12 protein-coding genes are annotated in these 16,248 nt (G+C 37.5%); 11 read left to right on the forward strand and 1 reads right to left on the reverse strand.

What is annotated here, in order from left to right; genetic code table 11:
- Positions 1 to 13 precede the first annotated feature (13 nt).
- The 11 genes from ACMYSN_RS23540 to ugd all read left to right on the forward strand — a co-directional run bounded on the left by ACMYSN_RS23540 (position 14) and on the right by ugd (position 14,559).
- Complete coding sequence (locus ACMYSN_RS23540; RefSeq protein WP_462496356.1) at positions 14 to 1,171, forward strand: glycosyltransferase family protein; 1,158 nt, start codon at positions 14 to 16, stop codon at positions 1,169 to 1,171.
- A 15-nt stretch (positions 1,172 to 1,186) separates the two neighbouring features.
- Positions 1,187 to 2,170, forward strand: a complete 984-nt coding sequence (locus tag ACMYSN_RS23545) for a glycosyltransferase family 4 protein (RefSeq protein WP_462496357.1) — start codon at positions 1,187 to 1,189, stop codon at positions 2,168 to 2,170.
- A gap of 438 nt (positions 2,171 to 2,608) precedes the next feature.
- Positions 2,609 to 3,763 (forward strand): glycosyltransferase family 4 protein, encoded by a 1,155-nt coding sequence (locus ACMYSN_RS23550; protein WP_462496358.1) that lies wholly within the window; start codon positions 2,609 to 2,611, stop codon positions 3,761 to 3,763.
- 54 nt (positions 3,764 to 3,817) lie between these two features.
- The gene (locus tag ACMYSN_RS23555; RefSeq protein ID WP_462496359.1) at positions 3,818 to 4,741 is read left to right on the forward strand and encodes a glycosyltransferase family 2 protein; all 924 of its coding nucleotides are present in this window, start codon (positions 3,818 to 3,820) and stop codon (positions 4,739 to 4,741) included.
- Positions 4,742 to 4,777: 36 nt separating this feature from the next.
- A complete protein-coding gene (locus tag ACMYSN_RS23560; protein WP_462496360.1) occupies positions 4,778 to 5,827 on the forward strand; it encodes a polysaccharide pyruvyl transferase family protein in 1,050 nt (349 codons plus the stop codon).
- A 114-nt stretch (positions 5,828 to 5,941) separates the two neighbouring features.
- Positions 5,942 to 7,372: a lipopolysaccharide biosynthesis protein gene (locus tag ACMYSN_RS23565; protein WP_462496361.1), complete on the forward strand. Its 1,431-nt coding sequence runs from the start codon at positions 5,942 to 5,944 to the stop codon at positions 7,370 to 7,372.
- Between the two features lie 35 nt (positions 7,373 to 7,407).
- The gene (gene glf / locus ACMYSN_RS23570) at positions 7,408 to 8,502 is read left to right on the forward strand and encodes a UDP-galactopyranose/dTDP-fucopyranose mutase family protein (RefSeq protein ID WP_462496362.1); all 1,095 of its coding nucleotides are present in this window, start codon (positions 7,408 to 7,410) and stop codon (positions 8,500 to 8,502) included.
- A gap of 244 nt (positions 8,503 to 8,746) precedes the next feature.
- Entirely contained in the window at positions 8,747 to 10,153 is a 1,407-nt protein-coding gene (gene gndA, locus ACMYSN_RS23575) for an NADP(+)-dependent, decarboxylating phosphogluconate dehydrogenase (RefSeq protein ID WP_462496363.1), read from the forward strand.
- Between the two features lie 271 nt (positions 10,154 to 10,424).
- Entirely contained in the window at positions 10,425 to 11,840 is a 1,416-nt protein-coding gene (locus ACMYSN_RS23580) for a mannose-6-phosphate isomerase type 2 family protein (protein WP_462496364.1), read from the forward strand.
- Between the two features lie 20 nt (positions 11,841 to 11,860).
- The gene (gene rfbK / locus ACMYSN_RS23585; RefSeq protein WP_462496365.1) at positions 11,861 to 13,231 is read left to right on the forward strand and encodes a phosphohexomutase domain-containing protein; all 1,371 of its coding nucleotides are present in this window, start codon (positions 11,861 to 11,863) and stop codon (positions 13,229 to 13,231) included.
- A 161-nt stretch (positions 13,232 to 13,392) separates the two neighbouring features.
- Positions 13,393 to 14,559 carry a UDP-glucose 6-dehydrogenase family protein gene (gene ugd / locus ACMYSN_RS23590; protein WP_462496366.1) on the forward strand — a complete coding sequence of 389 codons (1,167 nt, stop codon included), beginning with the start codon at positions 13,393 to 13,395 and terminating at the stop codon, positions 14,557 to 14,559.
- A 396-nt stretch (positions 14,560 to 14,955) separates the two neighbouring features.
- On the opposite strand, the gene ACMYSN_RS23595 is transcribed toward ugd, so the two are convergent.
- Positions 14,956 to 16,200 carry a hypothetical protein gene (locus tag ACMYSN_RS23595; RefSeq protein WP_462496367.1) on the reverse strand — a complete coding sequence of 415 codons (1,245 nt, stop codon included), beginning with the start codon at positions 16,198 to 16,200 and terminating at the stop codon, positions 14,956 to 14,958.
- Positions 16,201 to 16,248: the final 48 nt, after the last annotated feature.

Consider the following 16,248-nt stretch of genomic DNA (forward strand, 5'->3'; position numbering starts at 1 on the left):
AACTAGGTTTAATATGAAAAAAATATTGATTGCATGCCGAGCATATTATCCAAATGTGGCTGGTGGTGGTGAGATATCGACACGAGCATTAGCAGAGCGATTAACGGACATCGGTTACAATGTCGAAGTGCTTGCAATAAGTGATAGTAATAAAATAGAAATAATCAATAATATTAAGGTGCATCGAGTTAAGTTTAAAAATGTATATTGGTCATTTAAAAATAAAAATATAGGGGTCCTTAAAAAAATCGCCTGGCATTCGATTGATACAAATAATTTTTTAATCAAAAATAATCTCTTAATTAAACTTGACGAAATCAATCCAGATATATTAATAACGAGTACCATTGAAGATTTGTCTACTATTCTATGGAAATTGGCAAAAAATAATGGAATACGAGTTATGCATATACTCAGAAGCTACTCGTTGATGTGTTTAAATGCGAACATGTTTAAAAATGATAACTGTGCGGGAATCTGCACTACATGTAAGCCTTTCTCTATTTTAAAGAAAAAAAATTCGAAATATGTAGATGATGTTATTGGTATTAGCAAGTTCGTATTAGAGAAACATTTGTCATATGGCTATTTTGAAAATGCAAATCCACATGTTATATATAATATGTGTCTAGACGAAGTCCTCATCAATAGGAAATACAATGGCTTTGAGCATGGATTAATAAGAATCGGCTATTTAGGACGAATTCATAAAACTAAAGGAATAGAAATTATTCAGGAAGCTATGTCAAAACTAGCTGATAGATATAAGACTAAAATTGAACTGAGGATTGCTGGTGATGGTGACGGGAACTATATAACAGAATTGAAGGGGCTTGCAAATAAATACAAAATAAATTGTGTTTTTGAAGGATTAATTCCAGCGAATGAACTGTTAGATAAAATCGATCTTTTAATTGTTCCGTCAATATGGCATGAACCATTCGGGAGAGTTGTAGTTGAAAGTCTGGGAAGGCGAGTCCCAGTGGCTGCAAAAGAAGTTGGAGGGATTCCAGAGCTCTTAAGTGGTAATGAAGATTTTTTATTTAATTCAACGGAAGAACTGGAAGTTATAATTACTGAGTTCTTAAATCAAAATAAGTCCTTTAACTTCGATCTTACACCTTTTAAAAATGAAGAAATATTAGGAAATTGGCAAAGGGTAATTGGATGATTTCAGGAATTTCATATGAAAAAAATTATATTTGACAAACGTTGGGAAGGTGGACACGGAATTGGTCGTTTTTCAGAAGAAATTTCGAAGAGACTTAGCTTTCATAAGTATATTCATGCTAGGTTAAAACCAACAAATCCCTTGGATATATTTGTAACCCCATGGTATATGTTTTGCAATAATTTTGTTTATTTTACACCAGGATTTAATGCGCCATATTTATTTGTAGAACGTTCAATTATTACGATTCACGATTTAAATCATGTTGACATAGATAATAACTCTAGTTTTTTGAAAAGAGTATATTATAATTTTGTCCTTAAGAGGGCATGCAAAAAGGCATTGGCAATTTTGACTGTTTCTGAATTTTCAAAGAGGAGGATAATAGAATGGTCAGGTATTTCTTCTGACAAAATCACTGTTGTTGGAAATGGGGTTTCCGATTCTTTCACTCCAGAAGGTAAAGTTTATCAGCCTGGTTTTAAATATATATTATGTGTAAGTAACCGGAAAGAACATAAAAATGAAAAACGGTTGATAGAAGCATATTCTCTAATAAAAGATAAAGCTAATGTAAAGCTAATGTTTAGCGGTAAACCAACTGATGAACTCCTAACTTTGATTAGTAGCTATAAATTAGAGAACATGGTTGTTTTCTCAGGGTTCATTAGCGAAGAAAGGCTCCCTGAATATTATAGAGGGGCGCAAGTTTTAATTATGCCATCGACATATGAGGGATTTGGCCTACCTGTCGTTGAGGCAATGGCTTGTGGAGTACCGACTATAGCATCAAACACAACGTCTTTAGGGGAAATTGCAGGGAATGCATCCTTGCTTATCAATCCTTTAAATGTTCACGAAATTAGCAGTGCATTACAGAAAGTTATCATATCATCTGATCTGCGTAATGAACTTAAAATAAAAGGGTTGGAGCATGTAAAAAAATTCACTTGGGAAAATACAGTTTATAAAATAGAAAAAATATTAGATGAGTTGTAGCGTTTAATTAATTGTGAAGTATTTCGTAAGTATTAAAGGCGATTTGTTCAGTCTTTATTTTTTTGACTTTCCAATTACGTACATAATTGTTTAATCTAGATGGCTTATCAAATCCATCATGCTGTACAAGATTAAAGTAGATAAAAGTGATTGATTGTTAGCATTCAATAATAGGTCTGTTTATATTCTCTCGGAATATGATTAAATGAAAATTACTGCTATTAATGAACTGTATTTCTTGGTTTTAGGTGTTAAGCATGGCCCGATAGTTATAATCGGTCTGAAATAATAACTTCACTACAGTATCTTATTATTTATTTAATCTATGGTTTTAATGTGATTCGGTCTTTAATCAGCATATTACTAATATTTAATGGAAAGTGATTTTAATATACAGGTCTATTGCTTGTTATGTAGAATTAGGGAGTGTATATATTTATGCGTCAAGATCTTAGTATAGGTATTGTGGCTGATTGGTTTGTTACTTATGCCGGTTCAGAGAAAGTAGTTGCAGAGCTTATAAAGTCTTTTCCTCAATCAGAGCTTTATTCTGTTGTTGATTTTCTTTCAACAGAAAATAAAGCATTTTTCGACAATAAAAATATTACAACAACGTTTATACAGAAATTACCAAAAGCGAAGAAAAAATACCAATCTTATTTACCATTGATGCCATTAGCAATTGAGCAATTAGATGTATCAAAACATGATATCATTCTCTCAAGTTCTCATGCTGTTGCAAAGGGAGTTCTGACAGGGCCTGATCAACTGCATATTAGCTATGTGCACTCCCCTATCAGGTATGCATGGGACCTTCAGCATCAATACTTACGTGAGGCAGGATTAAATTCAGGGTTTAAAGCTATGTTAGCACGTTTCTTGCTACACAAAATACGAATGTGGGATTGTAGAACCGCGAATGGTGTCGACCATTTTATTGCAAATTCTAAGTTTATTGCCCGCCGTATTAAAAAAGTTTATGGACGTACTGCTGACGTTATTTACCCTCCTGTCGATGTAGAGCGTTTCAAATTGCAAGAAATTAAACAAGACTATTATCTGACTGCATCAAGGTTGGTTCCGTATAAAAGGATGGATCTAATAGTTGAGGCTTTCAGCCATATGCCAGATAAAAAATTGGTTGTTATAGGTGATGGTCCTGAAATGAAAAAAATCCAGTCTAAAGCGACAAGAAACATTGAATTATTGGGTTATCAGTCAGACATCGTGCTGCAAGAACATATGCAAAACGCCAAAGCGTTTGTATTTGCAGCGGAAGAAGATTTTGGCATCACACCTGTAGAAGCTCAGGCTTGTGGTACTCCAGTTATTGCGTATGGTAAAGGTGGAGCATTAGAAACAATATGTCCCCTTGGAAGTGAAAAACCTACTGGCTTGTTCTTTTACAAACAAGATGTAACATCAATTATTAATGCGATAACTACATTTGAAGCTGGCATTGAGGCTTTCATGCCTGAAAGCTGTAGAGAAAATGCTATGAGATTTTCTATTGAACGCTTTAATAATGAAATTAGTCTCTATGTTAAAAATAAATGGGATTTATTTGAGCGTGAAAAAAGAATATCGTACTGATTTATCAGGATGTTGACATAATATTAATGTATTTATTAGCCTTATGGGATATATATGAGTTTATGCAAAGATAATGTAGCAGCCGTATTAGTAACTTATAACCGAGTTGACCTTTTGAAAATTGCAGTAGAATCACTGCTCAACCAAACGCTAGATTTAAAGCATATAGTTATTATCAACAATAACTCCACAGACGGCACCGAAGAATATCTTAACAGTATACAAAGTGACAAAATCAGATACATTTCTTTATCTAAAAATACAGGCGGAGCCGGCGGGTTTTCTGCTGGAATAAATTTTGCGTATAAGTTAGATATAGAATATATATGGATTATGGATGATGACGCTATCGCCAGTCCTAAGGCTTTAGAGGAGTTACTTAACGCGAAAAGTGTATTATCGTCTAATTCTGTTACTCCTGGTTTTTTATGTAGCCATGTTGTAAGTGATGATCACGATTGCATGAATGTACCTGAGATTTCCAAAAAAAGAAATTCAACTGGGTATTTTAGCTGGCCTCAATTCGCTTCACACGGTATTGTAGGTGTAGATAAAGCAACATTCGTTTCCGTTCTTGTATCAAAAAATATTGTCAAAGAGTTTGGTCTTCCTGTAAAAGAAATGTTCATCTGGGGTGATGATACTGAATATACTTGGAGAATAAGTAACAAGCATAACTGTTATTATGTAGCTAAAAGCCAAGTATATCATAAACGTGTTATGGCAAAGTCTTTGTCTCTTGCAACAGAAGATAGTCCTCACAGAATACCTTGGTATGGATTACTCTATCGTAATAATCTTTATAACGTACGAAAGCATGGAAAACCAAAAGATTACTTATTTTATTTGAATTATATTTTTAAAGATACTTTCAATGTATTGTTTAAATCAAAAAATAAAAAGATAAAAAAACTACTGATCATAATTAAAGGTGTATCAACTGGGGTTGTTTTCAATCCTAAAATTGATAAGCCGTAAAACATAACATACGTATAATTTTGAATGAGAAATATTATGAATTTTAAGAATAAAATCGCTAATAAATTACACAATAAAGTAAACGAACTTTCCCATCGGTTTTATAAGTTGCCAGCTTTAGATTACACTAAAAAAATTGCCTATGTTTTAGGCGTAAGTAATCATCCAAATGCTGGTGATCAAGAGATAACATTAGCTCAAAAAAAATTCATAACTAAATATCTGCCTGAATATGTTTACATTGAAATAGAGAAGGAAAAAGTCAAATATGTAATAGACGATATTGTTGGAAAGGCTAAATCTGATGATATAGTTTTCATCCAAGGCGGCGGTACATTGAGTGATTTATATCCGGAACATGAAGGCCCGAGACAGCTTCTTCTAAAAAAACTGAAAGACAGTCCTTGTAAAATAATTCAATTCCCGGTTTCATTTTACTACGAAAATGTTGAATCATTTAGAAAAATAAAAAACATTTATAACGAAGCTAAGAACCTTACACTTTTTGTACGTGAGTCAAAATCCTATAATATCTTAAAAGAAGAGCTAGATATTCCGGTGCATCACATTCCTGATATCGTGTTGTCTCAAGATGAGACATCTGTATCTGGGCGTGGCAATGACGTTTTGATAATGTTTAGAAGTGATATGGAATGTCTTTTGCCCAAGGACTTAGCAAATTCTATTGTTGATTATTTTTCAAAACATAATGATGTTCTTATTACTGACAATTATGTTGAAAATTACGTCCTGACATTTGAGAAAAATAGAGAGTTATTACTTAGTAAAAAATTCGAGGAGTTTAGACGCGCAAAACTTATTATTACTGATAGACTACACGGGATGATTTTTGCATATGTTACAAAAACTCCAGCTATAGTTTTCGATAATTCATATGGGAAAGTGAAATATAGTTATGAAAACTGGCTGCATGGTTCTGAATATATTAAATATCTTGACTCATCTGTTGCTACCTTAAATGATGTGATCGGATTAGCTTCTGAAATGTCCTCTTCTAAGAAAGAATTTTCGTTAGATGTCACCTCAGCTTTTCACCCACTGATCGAGTCTATCAAACAACAATAATTTATTGCCACTCAGGTCTTAGCATAAAAAAGAAATGATATCTATTATCTATTGATATATTGGTGTGGAAGCAACCAGTTAATAATGGTTGCTTCTATTTGAGAGGCGAGAAAATTGAATAGATATAGCAAGCTGCTTAATAATTCGGCTATATTTGCGCTTGGGAGTTTGGGCAGTAAAATAATAATAATTCTTCTTGTTCCACTTTATACTTACTATTTATCATCTCAAGATTATGGGGTGGTGGATCTTATTTCATCGACTCAAGCACTGATGATGCCTTTTGTTACATTGACGGTAGAACAGGCATTGCTTAGATTCCTTATTGGTACAGAAAATAAAGACCAAATAAATTCAATATTCTCTTCATCAATATTTGTTTGTAGTATTACGTTGTTGTTCTTACTTTTAACTTGTGGTGTAGTTATCCTATCTGATTTATGGAATCCAAGGCTGGTTATCTATTTTTATTTTCTTGTTATGGCTTCGGTTTTCCAGGTGTTGTTCTCAACATATTTACGTGCAATTGGTGAAACAAAAAAGTTTGCATTGAGTGGAGTTATTCAAGTTTTAGCTCTCTTAGTTCTTAATGCATTGTTTTTGGTATATTTCAAAATGGGAGTTGATGGATATTTGCTCTCCTTGATTGGGGCGTATGTTGTATCAGCTTTATATTGCGCATATTGCTCAAGAGGTGTGATTGTTTCATTTTCGTTGATTAATAAGCAGGTGATCCATAAAATCATACAGTTTTCACTACCGTTAATACCTAATTATTCCATGTGGTGGTTAGTTAATAACTCCACAAGATATATTGTTTTGAGTTTCATTGGATTGTCTGCAAATGGATTATTTGCTGTTGCTAGTAAAATACCAATGTGTATAAATGTCTTTGTAACAGTATTCCAGCAGGCATGGCAAATTTCTGCTTTTGAAGAATTTGAGTCAAAAGACAGATCCCGTTATTATTCCTCCGTGTTTAGGAGTTATTATCAGTTTTTATTTTTACTTGCGTCATTATTGCTTGTGGCAAATAAGTGGATTTTTACGTATTTAGTTAGTTCTGAATATTTTTTGGCATGGGAGATGGTGCCTTTTTTAGTTTATGGAGTATTATATCAAACTTTCTCATCTTTTTTAGGTACTATATACACAGCGAATTACAAGACTAAAAGTGTATTCTATACTAGCGTTATTGGTGCAGTTATTTCTATTGGTGCTAATTTCATATTTATACCACTTTATGGCGCAGTTTGTGCTGGGGTTGGGGCATCTTTAGGTTTCTTTGTAATGTGGTATCTTAGATTAAGAGATACAAGGAAGATTATATATACTGAGTTGAAGTGCGTTGAATTCTCGTTTCTTAATGTTATATATTTCGTTCAGGTCGCGTTCCTGTATGTCTTTCAGGAATTATCATTATCAATACAATTTATTATTCAGTTGATGCTTTTCATTTTTGTTTGTTATTTATCAAGAGCCTTTTTAATTTCCGTTTTTGGTTTCGCCAAGCAGAAGTTGTTGAAAAAGACACCTGCAGCGTAAAATAATTCTTCAATTGTATAGTTTAGGAGTGTGCTGTGTACGATTATCTTATTGTTGGGGCCGGGTTCTTTGGGGCTGTCTGTGCCCATGAATTGACTAAAAAAGGCAAGCGTGTACTTGTTATTGAGAAAAGGAATCATATTGCAGGTAATGCTTACACTGAAAATTGTGATGGAATTAATGTGCATAAATATGGGGCGCATATATTTCACACAAATGATAAAACCATATGGAATTATGTAAATCAATTTTCTGAATTTAATAACTTCATCAACTCACCAATGGCTAACTATAAAGGGAAATTGTACAATCTTCCCTTCAATATGAACACTTTTTATCAATTATGGGGTACCAAGACACCAAAGGAAGCTAAAGATATAATAAATACTCAAAAAGGTAATGTATCAGGAATAGAGATCACCAATCTGGAAGAAAAAGCCATTTCTCTTGTCGGAAGCGATATTTATAATATTTTAATAAAAGGTTATACTGAAAAGCAATGGGGGCGTAGCGCTCTAGAATTACCTTCATTTATCATTAATAGACTCCCCGTTCGGTTTACTTTTGATAATAATTACTTTAGCGACCGCTATCAAGGTATACCAATTGGAGGTTATACTAAGTTAATAGAGAAAATGCTTGTAGGAGTTGAGGTTCGACTTGAGGTTGATTTCTTCGAAGATAAGGATAATTATTTGTCGCTGGCCGATAAGGTTATATATACTGGCCCCATTGATCAATATTTTGACTATTGCTATGGACCTTTAGAGTATCGTTCGTTGCGTTTCGAAAATGAAACGCTCGAAGAGGATAATTATCAGGGGGTCGCAGTGGTTAATTATACGGAATATGACATTCCTTTCACAAGGATTATTGAGCATAAACACTTTGAAGGTTCTGAGTCTAAGCATACGGTTATTACTAAAGAGTACCCTGACGAGTGGGTGGTCGGAAGTGAACCATATTATCCAATTAATAATGAAACGAATATGGATGTATTCAAGAAATATAGAGAGCTTTCCAAGGGGGAAGGTAATGTCATATTCGGGGGAAGGCTGGCGGAATACAAATACTATGATATGCACCAGGTAATAGCCTCAGCATTGAAGACGGTTTCAGATTTAGTTTAAAGTGGAGCTATGACTAGAATTACGATTTTAACCCAATCACTAGTTATTATTTGCTTATGTATTGAGGATGTTTTTCTTGTCGATGTGTATGGTTTTATGAATCATAAATATATGAATTACTGACAGTATGTTTTCTTACTAATGCTTATTGTGTAAGGCACTATGCTGTTAACATCTAATAGGTTAAAATACATATGCAGGCTGCGAGTTAGTTCGTGGCACCAACACCAGACAGGAGTATGTAATGTCCAAGCAACAGATCGGGGTTGTCGGTATGGCAGTGATGGGGCGCAACCTTGCGCTCAACATCGAAAGCCGTGGTTATACCGTCTCTGTTTTCAACCGCTCCCGTGAAAAGACCGAAGAAGTGATTGCCGAAAACCCTGGCAAGAAACTGGTCCCGCATTATACCGTTCAGGAGTTTGTTGAATCTCTCGAAACTCCACGCCGTATTCTGTTAATGGTTAAAGCGGGAGCTGGAACTGACAGTGCGATTGATTCCCTTAAGCCTTATCTTGACAAAGGTGACATCATCATCGACGGTGGAAACACCTTCTTCCAGGATACCATTCGTCGTAACCGTGAGCTGTCAGCTGAAGGTTTTAACTTCATTGGTACAGGTGTTTCTGGCGGGGAAGAGGGGGCACTTAAGGGCCCGTCTATCATGCCAGGTGGTCAGAAAGAAGCCTATGAACTGGTGGCACCAATTCTTGAGCAGATCGCTGCTCGTGCTGAGGATGGTGAGCCTTGTGTTGCCTACATCGGTGCTGATGGTGCAGGCCACTATGTGAAAATGGTTCATAACGGTATTGAGTATGGCGATATGCAGCTTATAGCGGAAGCATACTCATTACTGAAAGGTGGTCTTGCTCTTTCTAATGAAGAACTGGCAACCACCTTTACTGAGTGGAATAAAGGTGAGTTGAGTAGCTATCTGATCGATATAACCAAAGACATCTTCACTAAAAAAGATGAAGACGGTAAATATCTCGTGGATGTGATTCTCGATGAGGCAGCTAACAAAGGTACTGGCAAATGGACCAGTCAAAGTTCACTAGACCTGGGTGAGCCATTGTCACTGATCACTGAATCTGTTTTTGCCCGTTATATTTCCTCTCTGAAAGATCAACGAGTTGCAGCTTCTAAAGTCCTCACTGGTCCTCAGGCTCAACATGCTGCTGATAAAGCTCAATTTATCGAGAAAGTTCGTCGTGCACTGTATCTCGGCAAAATTGTTTCATATGCGCAAGGCTTCTCCCAGCTGCGTGCAGCATCTGATGAATACAACTGGGACCTGAATTACGGTGAGATTGCTAAAATCTTTCGTGCCGGCTGCATTATTCGTGCACAGTTCCTGCAGAAAATCACAGATGCTTACGAACAGAATGCAGGTATTGCTAATCTGCTTCTGGCGCCGTACTTCAAGCAGATTGCGGATGACTACCAGCAAGCGTTGCGTGATGTTGTAGCATACGCTGTTCAAAACGGTATACCGGTTCCTACTTTCTCTGCTGCTATTGCCTACTACGATAGTTATCGCTCTGCTGTTCTACCAGCTAACCTGATTCAGGCCCAGCGCGATTATTTCGGTGCTCATACCTATAAGCGTACCGATAAAGATGGAGTATTTCATACAGAGTGGATTGGCTAACTCTTGTTAATAAAACAACCTGGTTAGCATAACCAGGTTGTTTTATATGAGGTTAGCATAAAGGCTACATATAAATTACTCATTCTTATTTATTAATATTACTGTCTCTTTTTTACTCTTTAAATATTCTCTAGCTATTATTAATAAGTTGGGTTGAGTAATTTAATTAAGTATGCTCCTGGTGATTTCTATTTGTGGTCGGTTAGTGCTGAGCCATTTTTAATGAAATTAAGTTATCGTTATATTATATGATTAATTAAAGGATTTTACTATGTTACTTCCTGTAATTATGGCTGGCGGCACGGGTAGCCGTCTGTGGCCGATGTCCCGTGAGCTATATCCAAAGCAGTTCTTGCGACTGTATGGGCAGAATTCTATGCTGCAGGAAACTATAACGCGCCTTTCAGGGCTTGATATCCACGAGCCTATGGTTATCTGCAACGAAGAGCATCGTTTTTTGGTGGCGGAACAGTTGCGGCAGTTGGATAAGCTATCAAAGAACATCATCCTGGAACCGGTCGGCCGTAATACGGCTCCGGCTATTGCTTTGGCAGCGCTGCAGGCCACACAAAATGGTGATGACCCTCTGATGCTGGTTCTTGCTGCCGATCACATTATTAATAATCAGGCTGTTTTCCATAAAGCCATCGCTATCGCAGAACAGTATGCTCTTGAAGAGCATTTGGTGACGTTTGGCATAGTTCCGAATACACCGGAGACGGGTTATGGGTATATTCAACGCGGAGATGCCTTGACCGACGATTTACACACACCTTATCAGGTGGCTCGATTTGTTGAAAAACCAGATCGTGAGCGTGCTGAAGCCTATCTTGCATCCGGTGAATATTATTGGAATAGCGGGATGTTTATGTTCCGGGCCAAGAAGTATCTTTCTGAGCTGTCTAAGTTCCGACCGGACATTCTTGAGATTTGTCAAGCGGCAATGAGTAACTCTGATTGCAGCAACGATTTCATCAGTGTTCCAAACGATATTTTCTCCAAATGCCCAGATGAGTCTGTTGATTACGCCGTCATGGAAAAAACCTCCGATGCGGTAGTGGTAGGATTAGATGCCGATTGGAATGATGTTGGTTCGTGGTCCGCTCTTTGGGATGTTAGCCCAAAAGATGAACAAGGTAATGTATTGAGTGGGGATGCGTGGGTTCATAACAGTGAAAACTGCTATATCAACAGTGATGAAAAACTGATAGCTGCGATCGGTGTTGAGAACCTTGTTATTATCAGCACGAAAGATGCTGTCCTGGTCATGGACAAAAATCGTTCGCAGGATGTGAAGAAGGTTGTTGAGTTTCTCAAACAGAATCAGCGAAGCGAATACAAACGTCACCGCGAAATTTATCGTCCATGGGGACGCAGTGATATCGTTGTTCAAACCCCGCGTTTTAACGTCAATCGCATTACTGTTAAACCTGGTGGTGCTTTCTCTATGCAAATGCATCATCATCGTGCGGAGCACTGGGTTATTCTCGCAGGGACTGGGCAGGTTACGGTGAATGGCAAACAGTTTTTACTGACGGAAAACCAATCCACTTTTATCCCTATAGGTGCGGAACATTGCCTGGAAAACCCGGGACGGATACCTTTAGAAATATTGGAAATTCAGTCGGGTTCTTACCTTGGGGAAGATGATATTATCCGTATTAAAGACCAGTACGGTCGTTGCTAATTCTTTGGGATATATACACAATGACAACGTTAAATTGCTTTAAGGCTTACGACATTCGTGGAGAGTTGGGCGAAGAGTTAAATGATGATATCGCCTATCGTATTGGTCGCGCTTATGGCGAATTTCTAAAACCTAAACAGGTTGTGGTGGGAGGGGACGTTCGCTTGACTAGTGAGTCCCTAAAGTTAGCCCTTGCCAATGGGTTAATGGATGCAGGAACTGATGTGCTGGATATCGGACTCAGTGGGACTGAAGAGATTTACTTCGCAACGTTTCATCTTGGGGTGGATGGTGGTATCGAAGTAACCGCTAGCCATAACCCAATGAATTACAATGGTATGAAATTGGTGCGTGAAAATGCTAGGCCTATCAGTGGTGATACCGGTTTACGTGATATCCAGAGGCTGGCTGAAGAGAACCAATTTTTGCCAGTAGATGCATCGACTCGCGGTACGCTGAGAAATGTTTCTATTCTCCAGGAATATGTGGACCACCTGATGGGCTACATAGATCTAAAAAACTTTACACACCCGCTAAAACTTGTAGTTAATTCTGGTAATGGCGCTGCTGGTCACGTCGTTGATGAAATCGAAAAACGTTTTGCTGCTGAAGGCGTACCGGTTACCTTTATTAAGGTGCATCACCAACCTGATGGTAATTTCCCAAACGGAATACCCAACCCGTTACTTCCTGAATGCCGTCAGGATACAGCTGATGCGGTGCGTAAATTTGGTGCTGATATGGGTATCGCATTTGATGGTGATTTTGATCGCTGTTTCATGTTTGATAACGATGCAGAGTTTATTGAGGGTTATTATATCGTCGGTTTGCTTGGCGAAGCCTTCCTGCAGAAGCAGCCAGGAGCAAAAATTATTCATGATCCTCGCTTGACCTGGAACACTGTGGATATAGTGACCCGTAGTGGGGGAGTTCCAGTAATGTCGAAAACTGGTCACGCGTTCATCAAAGAGCGCATGCGTCAAGAGGATGCGATCTATGGCGGAGAGATGAGTGCACATCATTATTTTCGCGACTTTGCATACTGCGACAGCGGAATGATCCCTTGGTTGCTAGTTGCTGAGTTGTTGTGTTTAAAAAATACTTCATTGAAGGCGCTGGTAGAAGATCGCCAGGCAGCATTCCCAGCATCTGGCGAAATTAATCGCAAGCTTAACAATGCTGCAGAAGCTATCTTGAGGATTCGCGAACGTTATGAACCAAATGCCTCATTTGTTGATACTACCGATGGTGTCAGTATTGAGTACCCAGAATGGCGTTTTAATCTCCGTAGCTCTAATACCGAACCTGTTGTTCGACTGAATGTTGAATCAAAAGCAGACCCGTCATTAATGAATGAAAAAACTGCTGAAATTTTAGCGCTTCTCAAATAGTAATCATTCTGTGAAAGCCATAGGGATTAATGATTTATTGCACGTTCTTTCTTATGGCTCATTCTTGACATCCCTTAGAGCAAAGAGTAAAACCGCCAGAAGCATTGATTACAGGGTGGCTAATATGCCGCTGTCCAGTTAACTGATTAAAGTGTGATCGAATGAAAATTACTATTTCCGGTACCGGTTATGTTGGTTTATCAAACGGCATCCTGATTGCGCAGCACCACGAAGTGGTCGCGCTGGATATCGTACAATCCAAAGTTGATATGCTGAATCAAAAGATATCTCCGATTGTCGATAAAGAGATTCAGGAATATTTAGCCAAAAAAAAGCTGAATTTTCGTGCGACAACTGATAAGCAAGATGCTTATCGCAATGCCGACTATGTCATTATCGCGACACCAACTGACTATGATCCAAAAACTAACTACTTCAATACCTCAACGGTTGAGGCCGTCATTCGCGATGTAACTGAGATTAACCCTAATGCCGTGATGATCATCAAATCGACCATTCCGGTCGGTTTTACTCGTGACATCAAAGACCGCCTGGGTATTGACAATGTCATTTTCTCTCCGGAATTTCTGCGTGAAGGTCGGGCGTTGTATGACAATTTACACCCGTCTCGTATTGTTATCGGGGAACGCTCCGAACGTGCAGAGCGCTTTGCCAACCTGCTGAAAGAAGGAGCGATTAAACAGGACATCCCAACGCTGTTTACTGAATCGACAGAAGCAGAAGCCATCAAGTTGTTCGCTAATACCTATCTTGCGCTGCGTGTGGCTTATTTCAACGAACTGGATAGCTATGCGGAAAGCCAGGGTTTGAACAGCAAGCAAATTATTGAAGGTGTTTGCCTGGACCCGCGTATCGGCAACCACTACAACAACCCGTCATTCGGCTACGGCGGTTATTGTCTACCGAAAGATACTAAACAACTGTTAGCCAACTACGAATCAGTACCAAACAACATCATTGGTGCTATTGTTGATGCGAACCGTACCCGTAAAGATTTTATTGCGGACTCCATCCTTGCGCGCAAACCCAAAGTGGTTGGGGTGTATCGCCTGATCATGAAGAGCGGTTCGGATAACTTCCGTGCCTCTTCAATCCAAGGCATTATGAAACGTATTAAAGCTAAGGGTATCCCGGTAATTATTTACGAGCCTGTTATGCAAGAGGATGAGTTCTTCAACTCTCGCGTGGTCCGTGATCTGGATGCTTTCAAGCAAGAAGCTGATGTCATAATTTCCAACCGTATGGCTGAAGAATTGTCGGATGTTGAGGGGAAAGTATACTCTCGAGATCTTTTCGGTAATGATTAACTCTACTTTGGCCGATAGTAGAATTTATCGGCCAAGCTTTTATTTAAATTTCCTTACTATTAGTCTGCCTTTGTTTTGAGCGCCTTTAATATTATTGCGAGAAAGACCTAGTTAAAAATGTTAAGGAGATAAATAATCATTGAAATGTCTCTGGTATCGTTTGTATAAGTAAGTTTTTACCGTTTCAACTTAACTCTGTTTCGAAGTGCTCTTTAGTGTATTTATACTTCTTACTTTTCTATTATTCTTTTTAGTGCAGGTTCGTCATTTTTAATTTTTTCGTAGTAGTCTAATTCTGGGTTATTGTACGATAACACCTTATTCTTTAAGGTGTTATCGTTTAGGCTGCATATAACTTTATCAATAAGCTTGATAGGTTAACATCATATTATTAAATTATCCCGCCGCATGATCTTTGGTTATTTCAGTATGTTTATCTCCAGTAATATAAGTATATGCCAATACCACGCAGAAGCAAAATGATGTGGTAAAAAGGTGAATGCTTGAGAGCGTGTATGATGTAAATGCCCACATTATGATAATTATAGTAATTAAAAATGAATTCTTATTCTTTGACGTAATTGCTACCCATGGTATCCATATGAATGAGAATACAAAAAATGCACATGAGAAAACCCCATAAGCTGCTAGGGTAAGCTTAAACTCGTTTTCAATATAAGCTTGACCACCAACCCCAAAGAATCTTAGAAACATATTCTTGTCCATAATGCTGTTTATCATTTCATATTGAACCGTCCTCATCTGCAGAGTATCTAGATCTCCAACATTTGCTGCCATATCTGGGTTCAAAAGTTGATTTATTTTATTGTTTGCAATAAATAGCATCTCTGTAAAAAATTGTGGATTGGAATAATATTGCTGAATAACAATTGTTACAGCCAGCGGGACAATGAAAATAAAATAATTTATGGTTTTACCTGGTTTTTTTACGAATGCAGCTCCTGCCAAAAGAACCATTGTTACCATGGCGGTGCCAGTATTTTGTGCAATAATACCTAAGAGCAGTAACGCCATTTTTACATTGAAAGTAATCTTGCTTTTTTGTGGTAGCAGGAAAATCAAACAAAAAATAGCAAAGCAAATCATTTGCCCATCCATTGTTGGATAACCAACTCCCATCCGACCCCAATCCCGAAATTTATCTACGAATAATGGAAAACCATACAGGTAAATAGGTATGGTAATGATAGAATAGAAAGCTGCCAGATTAACAAAAATATCCAAACCTTTTCTAACCGTATCTAGGTTTTTCCTCGAATAGCACAGTACCGATAGAAATAAAATTGAAAAAATTATATGTTTGTAAACTGCGGAATATTTGTTGTCGAATACAAGAATACTTCCGACATTATAACTGTCAATATTATTGAATAGGGTAATGGGAATGTTAACGATTGCAATCGCGGAGATCCCAATAAATGGAATAGCAATCCTGAAATCGGACCTTTTGCAAGTTGTCAAGAGGGGGAGGCTACATAAGATAAATAGGTTCAATGCTAGCTCACGAAAAGGTGAGATTAGACCGGATATGATCATGTTACTACGCATACCATCGAAAACAACAAAGAATATAAGGAAATAGAAGAGCCATCCTTGAATATCACTTAACTTTAGTTTCATTTTAGAACTCATAATGATTTATATTTTCAGTTATGAATAATATAATTA

The organism is Klebsiella sp. R445 (genome assembly GCF_051131755.1).
Taxonomy (GTDB): domain Bacteria; phylum Pseudomonadota; class Gammaproteobacteria; order Enterobacterales; family Enterobacteriaceae; genus Klebsiella; species Klebsiella lignicola.